This window comes from Brachybacterium vulturis, from assembly GCF_043641765.1.
GTDB classification, from domain to species: domain Bacteria; phylum Actinomycetota; class Actinomycetes; order Actinomycetales; family Dermabacteraceae; genus Brachybacterium; species Brachybacterium vulturis_A.
This window is the reverse complement of sequence record NZ_JBHZRO010000021.1, coordinates 15,845-37,704: the sequence shown is the minus strand read 5'-3', so window position 1 is coordinate 37,704 and position 21,860 is coordinate 15,845. Positions and strand designations below refer to the sequence as shown.

The window sequence follows — 21,860 nt, the reverse complement described above, 5'->3', positions numbered from 1 at the left end:
CCATGACCACCACCTCCACGACCCCCGCCGATCTAGACCATCTGCTCTCCCTGGTCCGCACCTCGGTGGAGGTGATCGCCCGCCACCAGGATGAGGGAGGGGCCTACCCGGCCTCGCCCACCTTCAGCGCCTACAAGGGCTACGCGTGGTTCCGCGACGGCTCCTTCATCGCCGAAGGGATGTCCCGCGCCGGTCAGGTGGAGTCCGTGGACCGCTTCCACCGCTGGGCGGGGGACCTCCTGCTCTCGCGCGCCGAACAGGTGGCGGCCCTGCTGCGCCGCGCCGACGCCGGGGAGGAGCTCCCGGTGGAGGACATGCTCCCCACCCGCTTCCGCTTCGACGGCAGCGACGGCCAGGACCCGTGGTGGGACTTCCAGACCGATGGCTACGGCATGTGGCTGTGGCAGCTGGTCGAACATACGAGCCGCCACGGCCTGCCCTTGGAGCCCCACTGCGAAGCGATCGCGGTGGCCGTGGACTACCTGCTGGCCACCTGGTCGAAGCCCTGCTACGACTGGTGGGAGGAGCACGTCGAGGAACGCCATCCCTCGACCCTCGCCCCCGTGCGCGCTGGCCTGCTCGCGGTCGCCGCGGCGCACGGCACCGACGGGACCGCCCTGCTCGACGGGGAGCGCGTCGAGCGCTCCCGGGCCGTCGCCGAGCAGATCAGCGCTCTCGTCGCCGAGGAGGCCATGACCTCCGGCCGCGCCTCCGACCCGTCGGCCGCGCACCTGGCGAAGTGGTTCGGCTCCGAGATGGTCGACGCCTCCCTTGCCGCGTGCGTGGTCCCCTTCGGGCTAGTCGAGCCCGGTTCCGCGGTCGCCGAGGCGACCCTCGAGGCGGTCGCGCGGGACCTCGAGGTGGACGGCGGCGTGCACCGCTTCCAGGCAGACGTGTTCTACGGGGGCGGTCAGTGGTTGCTGCTGTCCGCGCTGCTCGGCTGGAACCATGCCCGCGCCGGCCGCGAGGCCGAGGCCTGGCGGCACCTGCGCTGGATCGCCGCGCACGCCACGGATGACGGGGAGATGCCCGAGCAGGTCCCGGACCACCTGCGACATCCCGACTTCCGCCAGGAGTGGCTTGATCGTTGGGGCCCGGTCGCCGAGCCCCTGCTCTGGTCCCACGGCATGTATCTGATCCTCGCCGACGAGCTCGGCCTCATCCCTGACACCTCGGAGACGCTCTCATGACCCGCCTTATCCACCGTCCCTCCGGCATCGGCCACCCCTACGCCGCCTCCGCGGACCAGCGGGTGCCCGTGCACCCCGCTATCGGAACCTCCGTGACGCTGGGCGTCGTGCTCGAAGACGCTCCGGAGACCGCCCGCGTCACCTGTGAATGGGACGACGGCGCAGAGACAGTCGTGCTCGAGGCCACCCCAGGCTCGGCCTCTCCCGCGGACGCCGCCGCGCTCGCCGGCGGCGACGGTCACCTCGCCGAGGCCCAGGCTGGCCAGCTCGAGGCCGACGGTGCCTGGCATGTCCAGAGCCCCGTTCTCGAGGCAGGGCGCCGCGTCCGCTATCGGTTCCTCGCCGAGGACGCCTCTACCGAGTGGTTCGAGGTCAGCGCGGGGGAATGGACCACGACCGCCCCGTCTGCCGGCGCCGACATCACCGTCGGCGGCGTCCCTGCGAGTGAGCACCCGCTGGTCGACGCGGAGTCAGTCCAGTGGTGGACCGACGCCGACGCCGCGCGTCGCGTGCGCTTCTCCTTCGTACTTGACGCCTCCGAGCACGTGGTGGGCTTCGGTGAGCGTTTCGACGCGGTCGACCAGCGCGGTCGACGCCTCGACGCGGTCGTTTTCGAGCAGTACAAGTCTCAGGGTGCGACCGGCCGCACCTACCTGCCGATGCCCTTCGCGCACGTCGTAGGCGGGGAGGGTTGGGGCTTCCACGTGCGCACCTCGCGCCGCACCTGGTATGACGTCGGAGCCTCGACCCCGGACCGGCTTGTGATCGAGGCACTCTTAGGTAAGCAGCCGGCGCTCGATGTTGCCGTCTACTCGGGCACCCCCGCCGAGGTGCTGCGCGCTTTCGGTGACGAGGTGGGCCGGGCCGAAGAACTGCCCGACTGGGTGCTGCGCCTTTGGGCCTCGGGCAACGAATGGAACAGCCAGCAGCTCGTTATGGAGCAGATGGACGCGCATCGGGACCTCGAGGTACCCGTGGGTGCCGTTGTCATCGAGGCGTGGAGCGACGAGGAAGGCATCACGATCTTCCGCGACGCCCAGTACGAGATCACCGCCGATGGCGCCCCGCACACCGGCGCCGACTTCACCTACCCCGCGGACGGCGCCTGGCCGGATCCCAAGGGCATGATCGACGAACTCCACGCCCGCGGCGTGAAGGTGATCCTATGGCAAATTCCGCTGCTGAAGACCGAACACGACCTCGGCACCTCGGTGCCTTCGGACGCCCAGGTACTCCAAGACGGACGCGCCATGGCCGCCGCAGGTCACGCGGTGCGCGAGGCCGACGGCAGCCCTTACCACAACCGCGGTTGGTGGTTCCCGCAATCGCTCATGGCCGACCTTTCCACCGAGGAGGGTCGGGAGTGGTGGACCGCGCACCGCCAATACCTCGTCGAGGACCTCGACGTGGACGGTTTCAAGACCGACGGTGGCGAGCACGCCTGGGGCGATGAGCTGCGCTACGCCGACGGCCGCCGCGGCGACGAGGGCAACAATCTCAACGCCGTCCACTACGCGCGCGCCTTCGGCGACCTGCTGCGCCGCAACGGGAAGGCCCCGGTGACCTTCTCCCGTGCGGGCTTCACCGGCTCGCAGGCTCACGGCATCCACTGGGCCGGGGACGAGAACTCCACCTGGGAGGCATTCCGCTGGTCGATGAACGCCGGCATCACCGCCTCGGCGTGCGGCATCGTCTACTGGGGCTGGGACCTGGCGGGCTTCTCCGGCCCCGTCCCGGGCCCGGAGCTGTACCTGCGCGGCGTCGCCGCGGCGACGTTCTGCCCGATCATGCAGTACCACTCCGAGTTCAACCACCACAAGCGCCCGCTGCGTGACCGCACACCGTGGTATGTCGCCGAAGCTCACGACGACCCGCATGTCGTCGAGGTGTTCCGCGAGTACGTGCAGCTGCGCGAGCGGCTCGTCCCATACCTCGCCGAGCAGGCAGGTCGTGCAATCGCCACGGGCACGCCGCTCATGCGCGGCCTGTTCGTCGACCACGCGCACGACGAGACGATTTGGGAGCACGCCGACCAGTACCAGCTGGGCGACGACTTGCTAATCCACCCCGTCACGGAGGAGGGCGCGAGCACCTGGACCACCTACCTCCCGGCTGGGGACTGGGTGGACGCGTGGACCGGCGAGCTAGCCGCGGGCACCGTGCATGGTGAGGGCCTGCTGGTCACGCGCGAGGTTCCGCGGGAAGTAATCCCAGTTTACGTCCGCGCCGCGGCATGGCCGGAGCTGGCCTCCGTTTTCGCGCCGGCGCAGGCGAGCTGAGGCGCGACCCTAGCGGACGCTGAAGGCTTGGGCTGCGCGGGCCGTCATCGGCGGGTACCGTCGACACCGTCGCCGACGGTGCCCGCTACCCGCGCGCCGTGGCGCTTCCTCACCAGGTTCGACCCCTCCCGAGTAGATGCCATAGCGTCCCCATCAGCTGGACGACGTCGTCATTGCCGGCCCCGACCTGGCCGAAGCCGTAGACACCGCCGCTCTCGGCGGTACCCACCCCGCTGGCACCGCCAGCGCGCTGGTGGCTGTCGACGTGAACGGGCCGCGCCAGCACTACCTTTAGCTGATCGGGGCCGACCCGGAGCGGAAGCAGGAGGATCTGCCGAAGCCCTTCAGCATCAACCGGCTGACGAGGCTCACGCTCATCACCTATGCCGTGCATCCCCGGGGCACTCACCAGGTCGTCGAGCATACCCGCGCGGAGGGCTTAGGCGTTGGTGACGTGCGGGAGTTCCGCCTCCGCACCCCAGGCGGTGCGTAGCTGCGTTGGCCGTTCACCAGGTGCTCGGGCCGCGCTACTACGGTGTTCCGTCTTTCATTGGCTGCGGGGAGACCATCCAGGTCGGTCCGGGTGGCCTGTCCTCGATCGTGCTGGTCTACTTCGAGCGAATCGAGGTCGACCCCGGCGCGGACGGAAGACCGATGCGCTCGGTCTTGGGCCCGGGGTCGCGGGGCTCCCTGAGGCCCAGCAATCCTGTTTCGGGCTGCATTAGTTCCAGACGGAGATCGACTGCTGCCCGAACCACGCGATCCAGGTGTTCAAGCCCGTCGCGACGATCGCACACACCACCGCCCCGACAAGAGTCTGCACCCCTTTCTGGCTCACTCCGGGACGCTGCACCGCAATCCCAAAACCCCACAGAACCGCACCGACGATTACCCCCGCGACCGTCGCCAGGATCGCCGCGTTGGCGATCGTCCCGGCGACGGACACCAGCAGCTCGCGCGCTGAGTCCATCCCGTCACTGATAGGAACCAGTGGCCTCGCCGGTCCCGTCTCGTTGTGGTCCATCGTCACTTACCCCCGTCCGCGTTCTCCCCAGTCACCGGAACCTCCAGCGGCGCGTTCACCGGAGCAGGAGGAGCCTCGCCCACCGGCACCTCCGGCGCAGCTCCCGTGTCCGAAGGGACCGGCGCCGGCTCAGGCACGGGCATCTGATCCGCCGCCGGCGTCGCATCGACCGGCGCGGGTTCTGCCGCGGCCGGCCCGTGACCGTTGATCGACTCATCGGCGACCGCGGAAGCGGCGCTACCACCGTCCCCAGGGTTCTCGCCCGGGGCGGGCTGCTCCCAGGAGTAGGGCTGCTCACGAGCCGAGTCGGTCGTCTCCGAGACCGCGCCGGCGATGTTGCCCTTGACCTCTTCCCCGACAGCTTCTCCAGCGTCCTTGGCTTTGCTTCCTACCTCGGCAGTCGCTACAGCGCCGGCGGCGATCCCACCGGTCGCAGCCGCCGCACCGGTGGCCGCGCCGGTCTCTGTCCCTGTAGCAGCTTCGGCAGCGCCACCGGTGCCGCCGGTCTCCGCCGCTGTGGATGCTTCGGTAGCGCCACCAGTACCGCCTGGCTCCGCGTTGGCCAGCCCCGCATCGCCGCCCTTACCCGAGCCGCTGCCGCCCTCCCCGGCCCCCAGCAGTGAGGACAGTCGTCCGCCCGCGGTCTGCGAGGCGGACAGCGCCGCGGCAGGAGTCGAGGTCAGCATCCCCTGTGCACCATCGGCAGCGCCCTGGAGCTCTCGCACGCCGGCCTCGCCCATCCACCCGAACAGAGCGAAGCAGGCCACAGGCATGAAGGCCGCCAGAATCAGCATCAAGATCCCGGACAGGACCGTGGTAAACCCAGGCAGTGGATCGGAAACGATCTCACCGGATTGGATCGTCGCCGTGACCGCGAGGACTCCCAGGCCCATCACGACCACGATCGCTAGCTTCGTGAAGATCAGCGCCACCATCCAGCCCATCCAGATCGACGCCCACCGCCGAGTGGGACCCCATGCCAGCCCCGACAGGCACAGCGACCCGACCACGATCACGATGTACAGCAGCATGTTCCGCGCCACCAACGCCAGGCCGATGACAGCGCACGCGACCAGCAACAACAAGCCCGCGGCAATACAGATCAGTGCAGTGGCGATGACCCCACCAGCAGCCACGTCCCACGGAGCGATCGGGCCAGATACTTCCTCCCCACTGGCGCGATTCCCGATGATCGTCCCCAGTTGGACGACCGCTGCCATGACGTCATCAACGAACTTGTCACCGTCGCTTAGCGTCGCTCTGATCATTCCGTCCGCTACCGCATCTACTGCTCGTACCGCGACTGCCGTCAAGGGCACCAGCGCCACGGTCCCCAGCACCGACGCCGCTGCGCCGACAAAGGCGTCTCGTGCTCCGGTGAGTGCCTGGGCTCGAAGTGATGCCGCGATGATGCGTACCGCCGCGAATGCGACGATCAGCGGAAGGCTGATGAAGAAGATCCTCCCGCCCATCGTGTAGATGAACTCACCCGTCACCTGGGGCTCTGTCATCTGGAGCAGCAGGTCGATGACCAGGTGGAAGATCATCTGTGTTCCATCCACGACGCTCTGCGCGAAGTTCCACAGGAACTCCTCGGCCTGTGACTCGATCGCGTCTCCCACCGCGTCCTTGGCGGCATCCCCCACCAGGCTCATCCCTGCACTGCCAGCAGTCACCCCGGCGGACGCCGGGCCGGTTCCAACCTTCCAGGTCGTTTCTGCGAGGTCCGTTAGCAGATCACCCATCGCTCAGCCCTCCTCCGCAGCTTCGTCAAGAGAGCCGGGGACCGCGAGGAACACCTTGCAGTCCTCTCCTTCGTCGCACAGCATCGCCACTGTCCAGCTCACGGTGCCCATGACCTTCTGCTTGCGCAGCCCATCCTCCGGGTCGGTCAGCTCACGCAGGAGGGTTCCCTCGACCTCCATCACCACCAGACCCTCACTGGTCAGGTACTCCCGCGCCTCCGCCGAGCCCTCTGCTGAGGCCGGCGCGAAGTACTCCAGGAACTTCCCGGCATCGACCGTGGTCACTTTCTGCGCCGTGAACGTGTCTGTCGTCGTGTATTGCGCTCGATCCGCCCACGGGTCCGACTTCCATGCGGTGGCGACGATCTGCTGCGCCCACTGCTTCGGCGTGGTCGCGGCCTTTCCCTCGTTCGGGATCTCTGGCGCAGCCGACGCGATGGTCGCCACGTAGTACGCCTCCTGGAACCGGGCCGTATCCGCGCTGCCCAGCACTTCCGCGACCGCCGGCGCCAACTCTTGCGGCTCGCTCGTGCTCGGCAGCGGCAGCACCACTGGGTTCGCCTCCTGTGTCGGACCCTCCACACCAGCCGCGCTGGGTTCCTCGCTCGTGGGTTGCACTTCGATCCTCTCCTCCTCCGGCACGGTGGAGAACTGCCCCACCACCGCGAGTCCGGCGACGACGAGAACGAGCACCCCCGCGGCAGCCAAGGCGATCTGCACCTTGCGCACCCTGAAAATCCACATGGCAGCTCCTTCGTCTCTCTGTCCCCATCGACAAGCGCGCGCACCACGACATGGCGCTACGCGACGCTCACCAGCTCCGGTTCAAGGCCCACATCAGCCGGCGGACCATCCCGCATGACCGCGGCCCACCACTCACCCGACACGGCATGTCGGGCCAGGTGCTCGATCCATGCGCGTCGCTCCGTACGGAACCGCTCGACCAGCAGCCCGACGACGAGGGCCGCGCCCACACGCTCGGCCACCTCCCCGAGGCGGGACGGCACCGCGACCAGCCGGCCCCCGTCGTCGCGCTCGATCAATCCCCACGCCTCCAGCAGTTCCAGTGCCTCGTAGGCCGCTGACCTCGACACCGCAGCTCGCACCCGGGCGGTCTCGATCGAGGGTGCCCCCAGCTCGATCGCCTCGAACACCAGCGCCGCCACCACGCCAAGCTCGCGGAACACCGGACGCAGGGCGTGGATCTTCCCGCCCGGCAGCTCCACTCGCTGCGCTCGCTCAATGTGGCGTTCCGGGATGCGCAGCTCGTACAGGTCAGCCCTGGTTCCTTCTCCCTCCCGGACCAGCGCGATCCACGGGTCCTCCGCCGATCGCAGCTCCGCAAGAACCCGAGAGACGGTTGAAGGCTGGACGGGCAGAGACAGGGACAGGGACCGCACGCCGAACTCGATGTGTCGTGAGCCCTTCTGATGCGCAGCAGCCGCCAGAGCCCGCAGCAGGAACCGTGCGTGCATCCCCCGAGGCCCCGACAGCTCCAGTCCCTCAGCCTCTCCCAGGACAGCTCTCCAGCGGCGGATGAAGCGATGCTCGTCAATCGTGATTTCTTCGTTCGTGCGCGCCTGGGGTGCCCCCCTCGTGACTTCAACTGCCTCGCTTGTGTTGCAGTGACGGACAGACTTCTTCATGCGCTGACTGTTCGCCACGAAGGCGACCGCCTTGCGCCACTCCTTCCCGAGCAGCTGCCCCGGCTTGTTCGCGTTCTGGAACAGCTCGACCACTCCCGCCCAGCGGCCGTCCTCCACGCGCGCCGCTACATCCTCGAACCGCATACCAGCCCGTGCAGCAGCGCACAGCATCGCCATGCGGGCCGTGGACCGGTCCCCGTAGCCCGCCTCCAGGTACAGCCCTTCCTGCGCGAGGTTCACCCAGCGCGGCGCCATGACGCGCCCGGCGAACGGGGCATTGAGCACCGCTGCTTCCCCTTCCAGCTCCTCCAGAGGCCGCGCCAGCGTCATCGCCTCCCGCGCCCCGGTGGCCAGCTCCTCGCTCAGCTCCCGCCGTAGCGCTCCGATCACCTCGGAGCCGTTGCGCATCATCAGCACCCGCCGCGCGGTGTCCAGCGGCGTGACCAGCTCTTGATAGCCGCTCCCGTCCTTGTAGGGAGAGCCCGGCGTGCGGATGCAGCCCGAGGTCGCACCCGTGGTGTGGGGGAGCGGATCAACGCCCGGGAACCGGCGCGCCAGCGCCTTCGCCAGCGCCCCCGACTCCTCAACGCTCAGCCCGTCGCGCACGGGCACGTAGACGTGGTGCTTGCCTGCCGGGGAGCGATCGACAACGACCCGCGCCCCGCAGCGCTCCAGCAGGGCCACCACTCGGTGCACCAGCTCGCGGCCGGGAGCGCCGGGCACGTCCACATCGACCACCAGCGTCCGGCACAGCGCCTGTGAGTTGTACAGCAGCACCGCGGCAGGCTTGCTCGGGACCTCAGTCGTCAGATCCCGCTCGTCGCGCGTGGAGTACTGCCACTTGCTCTTACGGCCGTCCCAGCGCCCGATACGAACGCGGGACCGGCCCGCGATCAACACACCCAGCACCCACTGGCATTCTTGATCCTCTGTCACCGTTCGACGTATCATGAGCAAGTACCTCTCATTGGTTGATGGGGGTTCAGGACTCGGAACAGGCCGCCAAAACCTTGAAGTTCCGAATCCGCTTTTCCGGAGCGCCGGCCCTCGGGCCGGCGCTCCGTTTGTCTATGCCGATAAGCGCCGGGGCTTCTCCGCCGGGGGAGGGGCGGGGAATAGGGCAGGTTGACGACCGGGTTCGCGCCGGACCTGGCCCGGACGCGTCGCTACGGTGCGCGCGTGCCGGGCTTGCCACGGAGAGACCTTCACCGCGTCCCCTTCGCGAACGGCGCGAGCACACTCCGCCAACATCGACCACTCCGGATGCCTCTCCGTCCCAAAGAGCAGCCATGCGAACGCCTGCGCCTGCGTCCGATCGAATGTCCCCCGCAGCGCAGGCATCTCCTTCATGAAGAGCCCGACCCTGCGCCGCGCCGTCGCCGGCGTTATGCCGACTCCGGAATCTCCCGCCACCGCAGCCGTCGCAGCCACCTCGAGTCCTCGCCGGACCCTTTCGGGCCGCACCTGGAACCTCTGCGCGAGAACACCGACGAATGCGCTCACGACAAGGCGCGCTTCCGCGGAGCCCTCGCACTGTTCGCGCGCCCATGCAGGCCGAGCTGCCAACCGGTCCAACGGGTCGTTCTCCGGCAAGCGAGCCAGATCATCGAAATGCAGCACCCGAGTTGATCCGCGAGTGACCTGCCTCGAGCCGGCACCCATGCGACCCGCCAGCTCGGCTCGCGAGAGGTTCGCGGCCACTGCGCCGACGACATAGCCGAGCGGCTTCTCCATCTCCAGGATCCGGTGCACGTTCTGTGACAGAGACAACCGGGCAGGCCCTTCGACCACCAGCACGGCTTCAGAGGCGGCGTCTGATCCATCCAACAGAACGGCGCCGCCACGCGATCCTCGGTGTCTGCCCGCGATCTTGCGAGCGAACACACGCTTCATCAGAGCAACGAACTCGTCTCCAGCCGGGCCGCTCCACCCTTGGGGATCGGAGGCCAGGGCATGCATCACCTGGCGGAACTCCGCCGCCTCGGTCCCTGAAGGGGCGGTCATGATCTCGCCCCATGCCGGCGCAAATTCTCGTGCGCGTCAGTTCGGGCGTCCTCAGCGGTGAGCAGCCACTTTCGGAGCATCTCGCCTTTGACGATCACTGCACCATCGGTCTCTGCAGCAAGCCGCTCTGCGAGCTCGGCCCAGTTCGGCGGCCGGACAGAGCGACGCTGCTCCATCGCCCACTCCCACAGACCCCCGTGACCCAACTGGTGTAGGAGGAGGTCTGCGTACGGCGCCTGGCTTCTCATGGCATGTGACTGTAGTCGTGTTTTCACGACCTAACAACCACTGAGGACGACTGATGTGGATGTGAGCGGTCCTGAGAGGTAGCATCTATGCATGAGTGCTACCAATGATCGACCCCAGGCGCATGAGGCTGCCAACGACGATGCCCGAATCTCGGCCGCGGTGCGGGCGTTGGCCGCCGGCACCGGTTTGAAGAACGCCGAGCTGGCACCTGTATTAGGTGTCCACCGCGCGTCCGTGTTCGCAAAGCTGAAGGGGGAGACCTCGTGGAAAGCCAGTGAGGTCGCGACCCTTGCCCGGTACTTCGATGTACCGGTGGGCGACCTCTTCGATGGCCTCGGCCTGTTCCGGGACACGAAGAAGCCCCACCGGGTGACCGGTGGGGCTTCGACTGCTGGTGCGCCATCAGGGACTCGAACCCCGGACCTACTGATTAAGAGTCAGCCGCTCTAACCAACTGAGCTAATGGCGCCGAACAGAAAAGAACTTTACCCCCAAGTCCTCTCGCGTCCAACTCGAGGAGCCGTGCTGTGAGCGAGCGAACAACGGGAGGGTCCTGCAGGGCGCTCGAGCGCTTCCCCGGGCCGGACCTGGCAGTTCCTCGAGCTTCACGCCGATCGACTCACGTGAGCCGTACAGGCCTGCCCAGCACCCTGTCTCAGCGGTAGTGCTGCACGGCCACCGCGGCGTTCTCCGAGAGATCGCGGATCTCCTCGTGCTCGGTGTGCGAGAGGATCTCCTCGAGCCTCCCGCGGGCGAGGATCCGTCCCTCGCCGAGGAACAGGATCTGCGGGCACAGCCGCCGCAGCAGCTCCACGTCATGGGAGGCGATGAGGGTGCCGATCCCCAGGTGTCGGATCGTCGCGGCGAGGGTGTCGCTGATCCGTCGTCGGGTGTTCGGGTCCACAGCGGTCATCGGCTCGTCCAGCACCAGGATCTCCGGCCGGGTGGCGAGCGCGGTCGCGAGCGCCACGCGCTGGGTCTCGCCGCCGGAGAGGGTGCGCATGGTGCGCGCGAGGTGATGCTCAGCCAGCCCCACGGAGTCGAGCATCTCCGTCGCCGAGACGGCATGCGTGCGCCCACCCTTGCGTGCGACCTTCGCCGCCTGCTCCAGACGCGAGCGGACGGTCTCGCGCGGATCGGAGATAGTCATCGCGTACTGCGAGACGAAGCGGACGGCCGCCCGGAAGCGACGTCTCTCCGTGCCTCGCAGCTTCCTCACATCCCGGCCGTCCCAGGTGACCCCGCCCGCATCCGGCCGGTGCTCACCGCTGAGCGTCGCCAGCAAGGTCGTCTTGCCGGCCCCGGAGGGGCCGAGCAGCCCCAGTGGCGGGTCGCCGGCGCGGACGGAGAGGTCGATCCCGCGGAGCACGTCCTCGCCGGGATACCCGGCATGCAGGGAGTTGGCGGTGAGCTGGGAAGAAGCAGGCATCAGGGGCTTTCTCGCGGGGGACGGACCGGATGCACTCTAGCCAGTCCAGCTGAGGTGCTGCTGCGAGGGGAGCTCAGGAGCGCACCAGGCGGGCGATGGCGTCCGAGGCCTCCTGGAGCTTCTCCGCACCCTCCTCGCCGCTGGCACGGGCGGCATCGAGCACGCAGTGCTGCATGTGGTCCTCGAGCAGTCCCAGGGCGACGCCGTTCAGCGCGCTCTTCAGGGCGCTGACCTGGGTGAGGATGTCTATGCAGTACTTCTCCTCATCGACCATCCGGTGCAGGCCACGAGCCTGGCCCTCGATGCGCTTCAAGCGTGCGAGATAGCGGGACTTGTCGGAGATGTAGCCGTGGTGGTGCTCTGTGTCCATCTCGGTGGGCGCTGCGCTCTCGGGTGCGGCCGAGGGAGCGGTGGCCGCCGGTGCGGTGCTGGTCGGATCGGTGCTCGTCATGAGTGGTCACTCCTGGGGACGGTGCGGTCAGGCTGTCGGGACGGGCTGCGGGGCGGGTGCGTCCGACGGAGGGACCTCGTGCGCGCGGGAGCGGAAGGATCGCAGGCGGAGGCTGTTGCCCACCACGAACACGCTGGAGAAGGCCATGGCGGCGCCGGCGAGCATCGGGTTCAGCAGCCCGAGCGCGGCCAGTGGGATGGCGGCGATGTTGTAGGCGAAGGCCCAGAACAGATTGCCCTTGATGATGGCCAGGGTGCGACGCGACAGCCGGATCGCATCGGCCGCGCTGCGCAGGTCGCCGCGCACCAGGGTGATGTCCGAGGCCTCGATCGCGACGTCGGTGCCGGTGCCCATGGCGAGGCCGAGGTCCGCCTGGGCGAGGGCCGCGGCGTCGTTGACGCCGTCACCGATCATCGCGACCACCTTTCCCTCCCCCTGCAACCGTGTGACGACGTCGATCTTGTCCTGCGGGAGGACCTCGGCGATGACCTCCTCGATGCCGACCTCGCCGGCGATCTGCTCGGCGACGGCGCGGTGGTCGCCGGTGAGCAGGATCGGGGTGAGCCCGAGAGCCTGCAGCTGCGAGATCGCCTCGGCGCTGGTGGGCTTGACCGCGTCGGCGACCACGAGCACGCCGTGGGCGGCGCCGTCGCGCACCACCACGACGGCGGTCTCGCCGCGGGATTCCGCCGCCGCCTTCGGTGCGGCCAGCTCCTCGGGCAGCGCCCCGCCCTCGAGCAGGGTGGAACGGCCGACGAGGACCGTGCGGCCCTGGACCGTTCCCCGCACTCCGCGGCCCTCGAGGTTCGCGAACTCCTCGACGGCGGGCAGAGGGCCGGCCTCCGCGACGGCGCCGCGCGCGATGGCCTGGGCGATGGGATGCTCGGAGGCGTCCTCGACGGCGCCGGCCGCGCGCAGCAGCTCGGTGCGATCCACGCCCCGGGCCGGGATGACGTCGCTCAGGGTCATCCTCCCGGTGGTGACGGTGCCGGTCTTGTCCAGCACCACGGTGTCGACCGCACGGGTGGATTCCAGGACCTCGGGGCCCTTGAGGAGGATGCCCAGCTGGGCACCGCGGCCGGTGCCCACCAGCAGTGCGGTGGGGGTCGCGAGACCGAGGGCGCAGGGGCAGGCGATGATCAGCACCGCGACAGCGGCCGTGAACGCGGCATCGAGCGGGAAGCCGGCCCCGATCCAGGCGCCGAGGACGACCACGGCGATCGCGATGACGATCGGCACGAAGATGCCGGAGACGCGGTCGGCCAGGCGCTGGATCTCGGCCTTGCCCGATTGGGCGTCCTCGACCATCCTCGCCATCTGCGCCAGCTGAGTGTCGCCGCCCACCCGGGTCGCACGCACCAGCAGGCGACCGCCTGCATTGACGGTCGCACCGGTGACGGCATCGCCCTCACCGACCTCGACCGGCACCGACTCTCCGGTGAGCATCGAGGCATCCACCGCCGAGGTGCCGGAGACGATCACGCCGTCGGTCGCGATCTTCTCCCCCGGTCGGACCACGAACTCATCGCCGACGACGAGATCTCCGGCGGGGATCCGCGTCTCGGTGCCGTCGCGGAGGGCGGCCACGTCCTTCGCGCCCATGTCCAGCAGGGTGCGCAGAGCAGCCCCGGCCTGCCGCTTCGAGCGCTTCTCGAAGTAGCGGCCCAGCAGGATGAACATGGTCACCCCGGCGGCGACCTCGAGATAGATGTTGGCCGCACCGTCGGACGGGCCGACGGCCAGGGAGAACTCGTGGGTCATGCCGGGCTGCCCCGCCGTGCCCAGGAACAGGGCGTACAGGGACCACAGGAAGGCGGCGAGGGTGCCCACGGAGATCAGGGTGTCCATGGTCGCCGCCCCTTGGCGCAGGTTCAGCGCCGCCGCCCGGTGGAAGGGCCAGGCCGCCCAGACGATGACCGGTGCGGTCAGGGTGAGGGCCGCCCACTGCCAGTAGGTGAACTGCAGCACCGGGATCATCGAGAGCAGGATGACCGGCACCGACAGCACCACCGCGCCGAGCAGCCGCTGGCGCAGCGAGGTCAGCTCCGGGTCCTCCGGCTCGGTCCCCTCGTGCGCGACGGCGGGTTCCTTCCGGGACGCGGGCAGGGTGGCGCTGTAGCCGGACTGCTCCACCACCGTGACCAGGTCCTGCGGGTCGTAGCCGGTGGGTGCGGAGACCCGCGCCTTCTCGGTGGCGTAGTTCACCGCGGCGGTGACGCCGTCGAGCTTGTTGAGTTTGCGTTCGATCCGATTCGCGCACGAAGCACAGGTCATCCCGCTGATCTCGAGCTCGATATCGACGCCCGAGGGATGCTGGGGCGCGGCCGGGGGAGTGGTCATCGTGCGGACTTCTCTCTCGTGAGCGGAATGCTCGCGGTGACGAGGGGGAGGGTCAGTGGTTCGACGCGGTGGCGCTGGACCACGCCTCCACCCAGGAGGCGGGGACGAGCAGGTCGCCCAGCACCAGGGAGGCGACGAACAGCGCCGCCAGCAGCAGCCCGTACAGAGCCACCCGGGAGGCGGCACTCATCAGGCCGGGACCGCCGAGTAGCCGGCCTCGGACACGGCGGCGAGCACCGCCGCCTCGTCGACGCCCTGCTCTGCAGAGACGCTGAGCAGACCGGTCTCGTGGCTGACCTCGACGGCCTGGACGCCGGAGACCTCGCTGACCTCCTCGCGCACCGACATCTCGCAGTGGCCGCAGGTCATGCCGGTCACCTGGAACTGGGTGGTGGTCGTGCTCATCGGGGCTCCTTCGTCGCAGGCGCGATACCCTAACAGGGTATCCTTTACCCTCATTTATACCCCCGAGGGGTATGGAGTGCAAGGGGTGGCGGCATCCGGTCGATAGGTGTTGCTCGTCACAGGAAAGTGCTTCCATGGGGTATGGACATCGACGCGATCACCACCATTCGGCATGAGGCGGAACGGCTGGCCACCGCACTGACACTCGTCGACCCCGGCCAGCGGGTTCCCACCTGCCCGGAGTGGACCGCCGACGATCTGCTGTGGCACCTCACCGAGGTCCACGAGTTCTGGGCCGAGATCCTGGCCACCGGTGCCACCACCGAGGACGAGGTGAGGGCGATCAGGGCGGCGAGGGCGGCGCGTCCCGGCGAGCGCGAGGCCCTGCTGCAGAGGCGGGCCACCGCGACCGGGGCACTGCTCGCCCAGCTCGAGGCGAGGGCCGATGAGGAGCCCGCCTGGTTCTGGTTCGCCGAGCAGCAGGGCGTCGGCATCACCCGACGCATGCAGACCCACGAGGCGACCATCCATCGGGTGGACGCCGAGCTGACGGCGGGCCACTCCGTCAGTGCGATCGACTCCCGTATCGCCGCTGCCGGCCTCGACCACGTGCTGGAGGTGATGTGGCCGGCCGCCTATGAATGGATCCCCGACTGGGCGGTCCTCACCCCGGTGGCCGCGGTCGAGGTGCGTCCCCAGGGCGGCTCGGCGCGGTGGCTCGGCATCAGTCGCTGGACGGGCACGCGGCCGCGAGACGGCCAGGAGTTCGACGTCCCCGTCGGCCGCCTGCTGGACGGTCCGCCCGCGGAGGAGCTGCCGAGAGCCGGTGTCGGTGGCTCCGCCCGCGCCCTGTGCCTGTGGGCGTGGGGGCGCGAGCAGGCTCTCGAGCACCTCGCCGATGGCGCGCAGTCGGTCCGCATCCAGGGGGACCCGGAGGCGATCGCGGCGCTGGAGGCGCTGATCGCCGAAGGCCACGACTGATCGCGCCGCGGGCAGGGGGTGAGCCCGGGGAGCCCGGTCGGACGTCGGCCGTGGCGGTGGCCCTCACCGGCGCGGGACCAGCACCACCGGGGCATGGGCCCAGCCGCCCACCGGGGCGACCTCCCGCTCGCCGGGCGTCGGCGCCGGGTGCACCTCTGCCGCGGCGAGCAGCTCCTGCATCGCGACCACCAGCTCCAGGGTCGCCAGAGGCCGTCCGGGGCACACGTGCTCGCCGATGCCGTAGACCAGGTTCTGCGGGGCATTGCCCTCGGGGTCGACATCGTCGGGGTCGGGGACGACACGCTCGTCGCGATTGGCCGAGGTCCAATGGATCAGCACCCGTTCACCCGCGCCGATCTCCTGCCCTGCGAGGGTGACCGGGCAGGTGGTGACCCGCCGGTTCGACACGAAGGGATCATCGATCCGCAGCAGCTCGTCGACGATCGCCGCGGCTTCGGCGAACGACCCCTGACGCAGCCGCTCGGCGAGCTCGGGAGCACGGGCCACCGCCGTCAGCAGCACGCCGACGCACAGTGCGATGGAACCCAGATCCCCACCGGTCCAGTTGCGCAGGATCGAGACGATCTCCTCGTCGCTCAGCGCGCGTTCCCGTGACCCGGGGATCTCGGGATCGGGCAGCGGCACCCGCACCTGCATCACCTCGGTGGTCAGATCCGCGGGGGCGTCAGCGCCGAGCGCCCGGCGCGGTGCCACGACCGAACGGATCATCGCGTCGAAGCGCTCGGCGACCTCCGCGGTCCGGGCGAGATCCCCGGAGCGGGAGGCCTGATGGTTGTCGACCATCCACTGCAGCAGCTCCGGCTCGAGCCGCGCGGGCCAGCCGAGCCAGGCAGTCTGGGCGCGGACCGCGAACACGGCACCCAGCGCCGAGACCGCATCGATCTCCGTCCCCGCTGCGCCGACATCGGCGAGCAGCTCCTCGAGCAGCTCTGCGGCAACCCCTCGGACGGTCGGCTCGAGGGCCTGCATCCGCTCCGCGCTGAAGAAGGGGTCCGTCGCCGCACGGAACGCGGCATGCTCCTGGCCGTCCAGACCGTTGGGGACCTGCAGGAACCTCGAGACGGCGGAGGAGAACGTCTGGTGGTCGGTCGCGACCGCCACCGCCTCCTCGTGCCCGAGCACCACCCAGGTCCCCTGCGGGGTCCTGGCCAGTGGCGCCTCGGCGCGCTGCTCGTCGGTCGCGGTGCGGGGCTCGAGGCCCGTGGGGTCGAAGATCGCAGTGCTCATCCCCTCACCGTAGGACGGGCCGCGCCTCGATGGCCGGGACCTCCCGCGACCGGCAGGTCGAGACGGCCGTCCGGCTCACGACCCGAGAGGCCAGCTGTCCCGCACGTCGGCGCCGCCCTCGACCACGTGCTCCCTGGCACCGGGCAGGCGGGTCCAGGAGTCCTGCGGCCGGTAGCCCAGCTCGAGCTGGGTGTTGGTCATCGCCCAGCGACGGTTGGGGTTGTCGGAGATCGCGTAGTACCGCCCGAAGGTCACCTCGGCCTCGATCGCGGACCGCACCACCCGGGTGCAGTCGCCGGGGCTGAGCCACATGGCGCGCAGGATGTCCTCCTGCGCCGCGAGCGGATCATCGGTGAACCAGCCGATGCGCAGGTTGATCACGTCCAGGCCGTGCTCGTCGTGGTAGAACTGCCCGAGCGCCTCCCCGAAGATCTTCGAGACGCCGTACAGGGAGTCCGCCCGCGGCAGCTGGTCGGGGTAGACCGGCCACTGCTCGTAGCGGTCGTACATCCCCATCGCATGGTTGGAGGAGGCGAGCACCACGCGGCGCACCCCGGCGTCGCGGGCGGCCTCCAGCACGTTGCGCACCCCGATGAGATTCGCGTCCAGAACGGCGTCCCAGGGCGACTCCGGGGAGGCGGCGCCGGCCATGTGGACGATGGTGTCGATGCCGTCCATCAGGGCGCGCACCTCGTCGTACACCCCGAGCTCGGCGGTCCTCAGCTGAACGCCCGGCGGGGCGAGGTCCTGGCTGCGGTCGTGGAGCACCAGGTCATAGTGGCCGGCCAGGGTCTCGGCGAGGTGGGAGCCGACGCCTCCGGCGGCTCCGGTGATCAGTACGCGTCGGGTCATGGTCGAGTCCGTCATGACTCCATTATGTGCCCGCGGTCACTGTGTGCGAGACGTGGGCGCGCTCCGCCGGCGAGATCGAGCGGCGGGGCTGCGAGCGGGTCGCGGTGATGCCCTCAGGAGGTGGGATCCTCGACCGTCGGGGTGCCCGGGGAGCGGGGGCGGATCTCATCACGCAGCCGCTCCATCCGCTGATCGAGCTCCGCGGCCACGCGCGCGGCGTCGTCGAGCTCGCCGCGCAGCGGCGCCGGGAGGTTCTTGCGGTACTTGTACGACAGCTTGTGCTCGGTGCTGGCCCAGAAGTCCATCGCGATCGTGCGCAGCTGCAGCTCCACGGGTACCAGCTCGGTGTGCTCCGAGAGGTAGACCGGCACCTGCACGATCACATGCAGCGAGCGGTACCCGTTGGGCTTCGGTGCGGCGATGTAGTCCTTGACCGTGAGCACTTCGAGGTCCCGCTGGCGGCCGAGCATGTCCGCTATCCAGTAGACGTCGGAGACGAAGCTGCAGGTGATCCGGATCCCGGCGATGTCCTTGACCCGCTCGCGGATGGCAGGGATGGTCATGTCGCCACCGGTGCGCACCGCCTTCTCGATGAGGCTCTCGGTGGACTTCAGTCGGGTGCGGACGTGCTCGATCGGGCTGTACTCGTGGAGCAGCTCGAACTCGCGTCGCAGGATGTCGACCTTCGTGCGCACCTCGTCGATACCGAACTGGTAGTGCATCAGCAGCGTGGTGAGCTCGTGATGGACCCTGCGCATCCGCGCGGCCAGCTCCTCCGGGTCGGCATCGGGGCGGATGAGCTGCTCCTGCTGCGCGGCCACGAGGGCCGTGACCACCTCCGCGGTGCCGGTGTCCGTCGGGGCGGACTCCTCCGATGCCGTGTCGTCCATGTCGCGGGGTTCCTTCCGAGAAGGGCAGGACCCCACACGATGCCAGAGACGGCTGGGGAGACGGTGGGGCCGCCGTGGACCGCAGGCACGGAGGCGAGGACCGGCAGGTCAGAGTCCTGCGGCGCACTCGCGGGCCACCCGCACGGCATTGAAGGTGTAGAGGTGAGGGCCGTGCAGACCCAGCTCGGGCTGCGCGGCACGTGCCCTCTCCAGCTCCTCGAGCAGGGGGCCCGGGGACCAGTGTCCCGGCCCCAGCAGGCGCCGCACGCCGGCATCCTCGCCGCTGAGCATGCGCAGCGAGCGGCCCACCCCGATCCTGGTGCCGATCCGGAGCAGGCGGGCGGTGCCGGCAGGGACCGCGATCCCGGGGCGCACCGGCAGGGAGATGCCGCCCTCTCGCAGCCGACGCACCCAGGCCAGCAGCGGGGCGGCCTCGAAGCACATCTGGGTGACCGCGTAGGAGGCGTGCTCCGCCTTCGCTCGCAGCAGCCGCATCGCCTCGGACTCGCTGACGAAGGGATGCCCCTCGGGGTGCACACCGACCCCCACCGTGATCCCGGATCCGCTCGCACTGATGGCCTCGAGCAGCTCGAGAGCGCCCGGGAGATCACCGGCCGGGTGCGGGGCGTCGCCGGCGATGACGAAGGCCTCCTGCACGCCCGTCGCAGTGAGACGGGCCAGCACCTCCTCCACCTCGCCCGCGCCATGGAACATGCGGGCGGCCAGGTGCGGGATCGCCTGGAAACCACGCTGTGCCAGCTCCCCGACGACCTCGAGCGTCGCCGGGAGTCCCAGGGCGGGGGAGGCCGTCACGGTCACCCTCGCCCCCGGGGGCAGGTGCGTGCTCACCTCGTCGATGATGCCGCGCAGCGGGATCACCTCGAACTGGACCTCGCGGCCCTGCGCCGCGGCATGCGGCACAGGGCCAGGGGGCGGGGACTCCGTCATCTCAGGACCCGGCACCGCCGCTCGCGACCGGGGCGCCCGCGCCGAGGGCCGCGACATCTCCCTTGGGCTGCTCCTTCGTGGGATCGATGAACGGTTTGGGCACCACCACCGCGTCGACCGGCTCCGTGCCCGAGGGCAGCTGCGCCCCCAGTCGCTCGCCGACGTCGACCGTGAAGCGGGTCCCGATCTCCGAGAGCGCGGCCGGCACCAGCGCGAGGGCGATGTTCTTCTCCAGCCGGGGCGAGTAGCAGGCGGAGGTGACCTCGCCGACCACCTCGCCTGCGTGGCGGACGGGGAAGGCATCGATCATCGAGCCGTCGTTGTAGCTGCCCAGGCGCTCGCCGCCGAGCTCGAGACCGACGAGCCGGCGGGCTGGTCCCTCCGCCTTGATGCGGCGCAGCGCCTCCTTGCCGATGAAGTCCGCCTCCTGCTCGAGATCGACCATCCAGTCGTAGCCCATCCCCACCTCGAAGGGGTTGGTCTCCACCGTGATGTCAGCGCCGTGGGCGAGCATGCCGCCCTCGATGCGACGGATGTGGCAGGGACCGATGACCCTCAGGCCATGGGGCTTCCCGGCCTCGAGCACGAGGTTCCACAGCCGTTCGGCATCGCGGGAGGCGTGATGGACGTAGATCTCGTAGCCGATCTCGCCGGTGTACCCGGTGCGGGAGACGGTCACCTCGATCCCGTCGATCGTGAAGTCGTGCAGATAGTAGTAGCGCAGGTCCGCCACCTCCGCGCCCAGGAGATCGCGCATCACGGCGAAGGACTTCGGGCCCTGCACCTGCACGGGGCCGACGTCGACCTCCTCGATCCGCACATCCATCCCTGCGTGGCTGGCGACCCCTCGGGCCCACAGCAGCACGTCGCTGTCGGCGAGGGAGAGCCAGAAGCGGTTCTCCTCCAGGCGCAGCAGCACCGGGTCGTTGATGATCCCGCCGTGCTGATCGGTGAGGAAGACGTACTTGCACTGCCCTACCGCGCACTTCGAGAGGTCACGGGTGATGAGCAGGTTGGTGAAGTCGAAGGCGTCGGGACCGGAGATCTCGATCTGTCGTTCGACGCCGACGTCCCAGAGGGTGACGCCCTCCAGCAGCGCCCAGTACTCCGCGACCGGGTCGCCGTAGTGCCGGGGGTGGTAGGTGTGGTTGTAGACGCTGTACATCTGCACGCCGTGTTGCCGTGAGGCGTAGAAGAACGGCGACTTGCGGATGCGGGGGTAGAGGAGAACGCGGGGTTCCTGGTGCACGGTCATCATTGGCCTCCCTGGGCGGGTCCGTACCCCACTCTCCCACCCCTGCGCGTTATACGCAATGGTCTGCGTATAGCGCAAACTAGCTGGTGATGTGGTTACCATGGGGGATGGTCGAGAACGGGACGGTGCAGTCGGTCGAACGGGCCGCGCAGGTGATGGAGATCCTCGCGCGGGAGGGGACGGCAGGGGTCGGGGAGATCGCCCGGGAGCTGGGGGTGCACGGGTCCACCGCGTCTCGCCTGCTCACCGCCCTGGAGGCCTACGACCTGGTGGAACGCGACGGGGACGGCGGCAGGTCGCGTCTCGGGGTGGGGGTGCTGAGGCTCGCGGCGGCAGCTCGGAGCGGGATGGATCTGACCGCCCAGGCGGGACCGGTGTGCGAGGCGCTCGCCGAGGAGCTCGGGGAGACGGTCAACGTCGCGGTGCTGCGGGGCGGCGCCGCCGTCAACGTCCACCAGGCGCAGGGTGGGAGAACCGTCGCCCTGCACAACTGGGTGGGGTACCGGACGGTTCTGCACGCCACCTCGAGCGGGAAGATGCTCATGGCGCACCTGCCGGCCGCGACTCTGGAGGCCGCGCTCGAGGCGCCTCGGGAGTCCTTCACCGAAGCCACCATCACCTCCGCCGAGACCCTGCGGAGGCAGTTCGCCGAGGCACGCGAGCGGGGATGGGCCGAGGCGGTGGAGGAGTTCGAGGACGGCCTGAACGCCGCAGCGGTCCCGATCCGCGGCCCGGAGGGGGAGGTCGTCGCGGCGGTCTCCGTCGCGGGACCCGCCTACCGGCTGGCGCCCGAGGATCTGCCGCGGGCGGCCGAGGTGCTGCGGCGCGGGGCGGAGCAGATCTCGCGCCGGCTCGGCTATCGCGCCGAGGTCAACGGCTGACGTTCCCGGCTCCCCCTGCCCACGTGACAGGAAGACCTACATA

General features: G+C 69.6%; 19 protein-coding genes, 1 tRNA gene and 1 pseudogene. 5 read left to right on the top strand and 16 right to left on the bottom strand.

Going from position 1 to position 21,860, the window contains the following annotated elements; all coding sequences use genetic code 11:
• Positions 1–2 precede the first annotated feature (2 nt).
• On the top strand, positions 3–1,190 hold the full coding sequence (locus ACHUEU_RS14385) for a glycoside hydrolase family 15 protein (RefSeq protein WP_394216812.1): 1,188 nt from the start codon (positions 3–5) through the stop codon (positions 1,188–1,190).
• Positions 1,187–3,469, top strand: coding sequence for a glycoside hydrolase family 31 protein (locus ACHUEU_RS14380; protein WP_394216811.1), 2,283 nt, complete (start codon positions 1,187–1,189; stop codon positions 3,467–3,469). The genes ACHUEU_RS14385 and ACHUEU_RS14380 overlap by 4 nt, the downstream gene beginning before the upstream one ends.
• A gap of 721 nt (positions 3,470–4,190) precedes the next feature.
• On the opposite strand, the gene ACHUEU_RS14375 is transcribed toward ACHUEU_RS14380, so the two are convergent.
• The 5 genes from ACHUEU_RS14375 to ACHUEU_RS14355 all read right to left on the bottom strand — a co-directional run bounded on the left by ACHUEU_RS14375 (position 4,191) and on the right by ACHUEU_RS14355 (position 9,888).
• Positions 4,191–4,439: a hypothetical protein gene (locus tag ACHUEU_RS14375; protein ID WP_394216810.1), complete on the bottom strand. Its 249-nt coding sequence runs from the start codon at positions 4,437–4,439 to the stop codon at positions 4,191–4,193.
• Between the two features lie 56 nt (positions 4,440–4,495).
• A complete protein-coding gene (locus ACHUEU_RS14370) occupies positions 4,496–6,238 on the bottom strand; it encodes a type IV secretion system protein (protein ID WP_394216809.1) in 1,743 nt (580 codons plus the stop codon).
• Between the two features lie 3 nt (positions 6,239–6,241).
• On the bottom strand, positions 6,242–6,982 hold the full coding sequence (locus ACHUEU_RS14365) for a hypothetical protein (protein WP_394216808.1): 741 nt from the start codon (positions 6,980–6,982) through the stop codon (positions 6,242–6,244).
• A 56-nt stretch (positions 6,983–7,038) separates the two neighbouring features.
• Positions 7,039–8,820 carry a hypothetical protein gene (locus ACHUEU_RS14360; RefSeq protein ID WP_394216807.1) on the bottom strand — a complete coding sequence of 594 codons (1,782 nt, stop codon included), beginning with the start codon at positions 8,818–8,820 and terminating at the stop codon, positions 7,039–7,041.
• Positions 8,821–8,952: 132 nt separating this feature from the next.
• Positions 8,953–9,888, bottom strand: a complete 936-nt coding sequence (locus ACHUEU_RS14355) for a hypothetical protein (RefSeq protein ID WP_394216806.1) — start codon at positions 9,886–9,888, stop codon at positions 8,953–8,955.
• Between the two features lie 339 nt (positions 9,889–10,227).
• Between ACHUEU_RS14355 and ACHUEU_RS14350 the strand changes: the two are divergent.
• A pseudogene (locus ACHUEU_RS14350) lies at positions 10,228–10,455 on the top strand (helix-turn-helix domain-containing protein); the annotation flags it as partial.
• A gap of 74 nt (positions 10,456–10,529) precedes the next feature.
• Here ACHUEU_RS14350 and ACHUEU_RS14345 read toward each other — a convergent pair.
• From ACHUEU_RS14345 to ACHUEU_RS14320, 6 genes are all read right to left on the bottom strand, one after another.
• Positions 10,530–10,606 (bottom strand) — tRNA-Lys (locus ACHUEU_RS14345).
• A 186-nt stretch (positions 10,607–10,792) separates the two neighbouring features.
• Positions 10,793–11,566, bottom strand: coding sequence for an ABC transporter ATP-binding protein (locus tag ACHUEU_RS14340; protein ID WP_394216805.1), 774 nt, complete (start codon positions 11,564–11,566; stop codon positions 10,793–10,795).
• A 73-nt stretch (positions 11,567–11,639) separates the two neighbouring features.
• Positions 11,640–12,017, bottom strand: a complete 378-nt coding sequence (locus ACHUEU_RS14335) for a metal-sensitive transcriptional regulator (RefSeq protein ID WP_394216804.1) — start codon at positions 12,015–12,017, stop codon at positions 11,640–11,642.
• A gap of 27 nt (positions 12,018–12,044) precedes the next feature.
• Positions 12,045–14,357 carry a heavy metal translocating P-type ATPase gene (locus ACHUEU_RS14330; protein WP_394216803.1) on the bottom strand — a complete coding sequence of 771 codons (2,313 nt, stop codon included), beginning with the start codon at positions 14,355–14,357 and terminating at the stop codon, positions 12,045–12,047.
• A gap of 52 nt (positions 14,358–14,409) precedes the next feature.
• On the bottom strand, positions 14,410–14,547 hold the full coding sequence (locus ACHUEU_RS14325) for a hypothetical protein (protein WP_394216802.1): 138 nt from the start codon (positions 14,545–14,547) through the stop codon (positions 14,410–14,412).
• Entirely contained in the window at positions 14,547–14,762 is a 216-nt protein-coding gene (locus ACHUEU_RS14320; protein WP_394216801.1) for a heavy-metal-associated domain-containing protein, read from the bottom strand. Before ACHUEU_RS14320 ends, ACHUEU_RS14325 begins: the two co-directional genes overlap by 1 nt.
• Positions 14,763–14,903: 141 nt before the next feature.
• Here ACHUEU_RS14320 and ACHUEU_RS14315 point away from each other — a divergent pair, with 141 nt between their 5' ends.
• On the top strand, positions 14,904–15,743 hold the full coding sequence (locus tag ACHUEU_RS14315; RefSeq protein WP_394216800.1) for a maleylpyruvate isomerase N-terminal domain-containing protein: 840 nt from the start codon (positions 14,904–14,906) through the stop codon (positions 15,741–15,743).
• Between the two features lie 63 nt (positions 15,744–15,806).
• On the opposite strand, the gene ACHUEU_RS14310 is transcribed toward ACHUEU_RS14315, so the two are convergent.
• The 5 genes from ACHUEU_RS14310 to ACHUEU_RS14290 all read right to left on the bottom strand — a co-directional run bounded on the left by ACHUEU_RS14310 (position 15,807) and on the right by ACHUEU_RS14290 (position 20,939).
• The gene (locus ACHUEU_RS14310) at positions 15,807–16,991 is read right to left on the bottom strand and encodes a cytochrome P450 (RefSeq protein ID WP_394216799.1); all 1,185 of its coding nucleotides are present in this window, start codon (positions 16,989–16,991) and stop codon (positions 15,807–15,809) included.
• A 75-nt stretch (positions 16,992–17,066) separates the two neighbouring features.
• Positions 17,067–17,858 (bottom strand): NAD-dependent epimerase/dehydratase family protein, encoded by a 792-nt coding sequence (locus ACHUEU_RS14305; RefSeq protein WP_394216798.1) that lies wholly within the window; start codon positions 17,856–17,858, stop codon positions 17,067–17,069.
• 98 nt (positions 17,859–17,956) lie between these two features.
• The gene (locus ACHUEU_RS14300) at positions 17,957–18,733 is read right to left on the bottom strand and encodes a GTP pyrophosphokinase (RefSeq protein WP_394216797.1); all 777 of its coding nucleotides are present in this window, start codon (positions 18,731–18,733) and stop codon (positions 17,957–17,959) included.
• Between the two features lie 108 nt (positions 18,734–18,841).
• Positions 18,842–19,654 carry a methylenetetrahydrofolate reductase gene (locus tag ACHUEU_RS14295; RefSeq protein WP_394216796.1) on the bottom strand — a complete coding sequence of 271 codons (813 nt, stop codon included), beginning with the start codon at positions 19,652–19,654 and terminating at the stop codon, positions 18,842–18,844.
• Between the two features lie 28 nt (positions 19,655–19,682).
• Positions 19,683–20,939: a glycine cleavage T C-terminal barrel domain-containing protein gene (locus ACHUEU_RS14290; protein ID WP_394216795.1), complete on the bottom strand. Its 1,257-nt coding sequence runs from the start codon at positions 20,937–20,939 to the stop codon at positions 19,683–19,685.
• Positions 20,940–21,043: 104 nt separating this feature from the next.
• Between ACHUEU_RS14290 and ACHUEU_RS14285 the strand changes: the two genes are divergently transcribed.
• On the top strand, positions 21,044–21,817 hold the full coding sequence (locus tag ACHUEU_RS14285) for an IclR family transcriptional regulator (protein WP_394216794.1): 774 nt from the start codon (positions 21,044–21,046) through the stop codon (positions 21,815–21,817).
• The last annotated feature ends 43 nt before the right edge of the window (positions 21,818–21,860 follow it).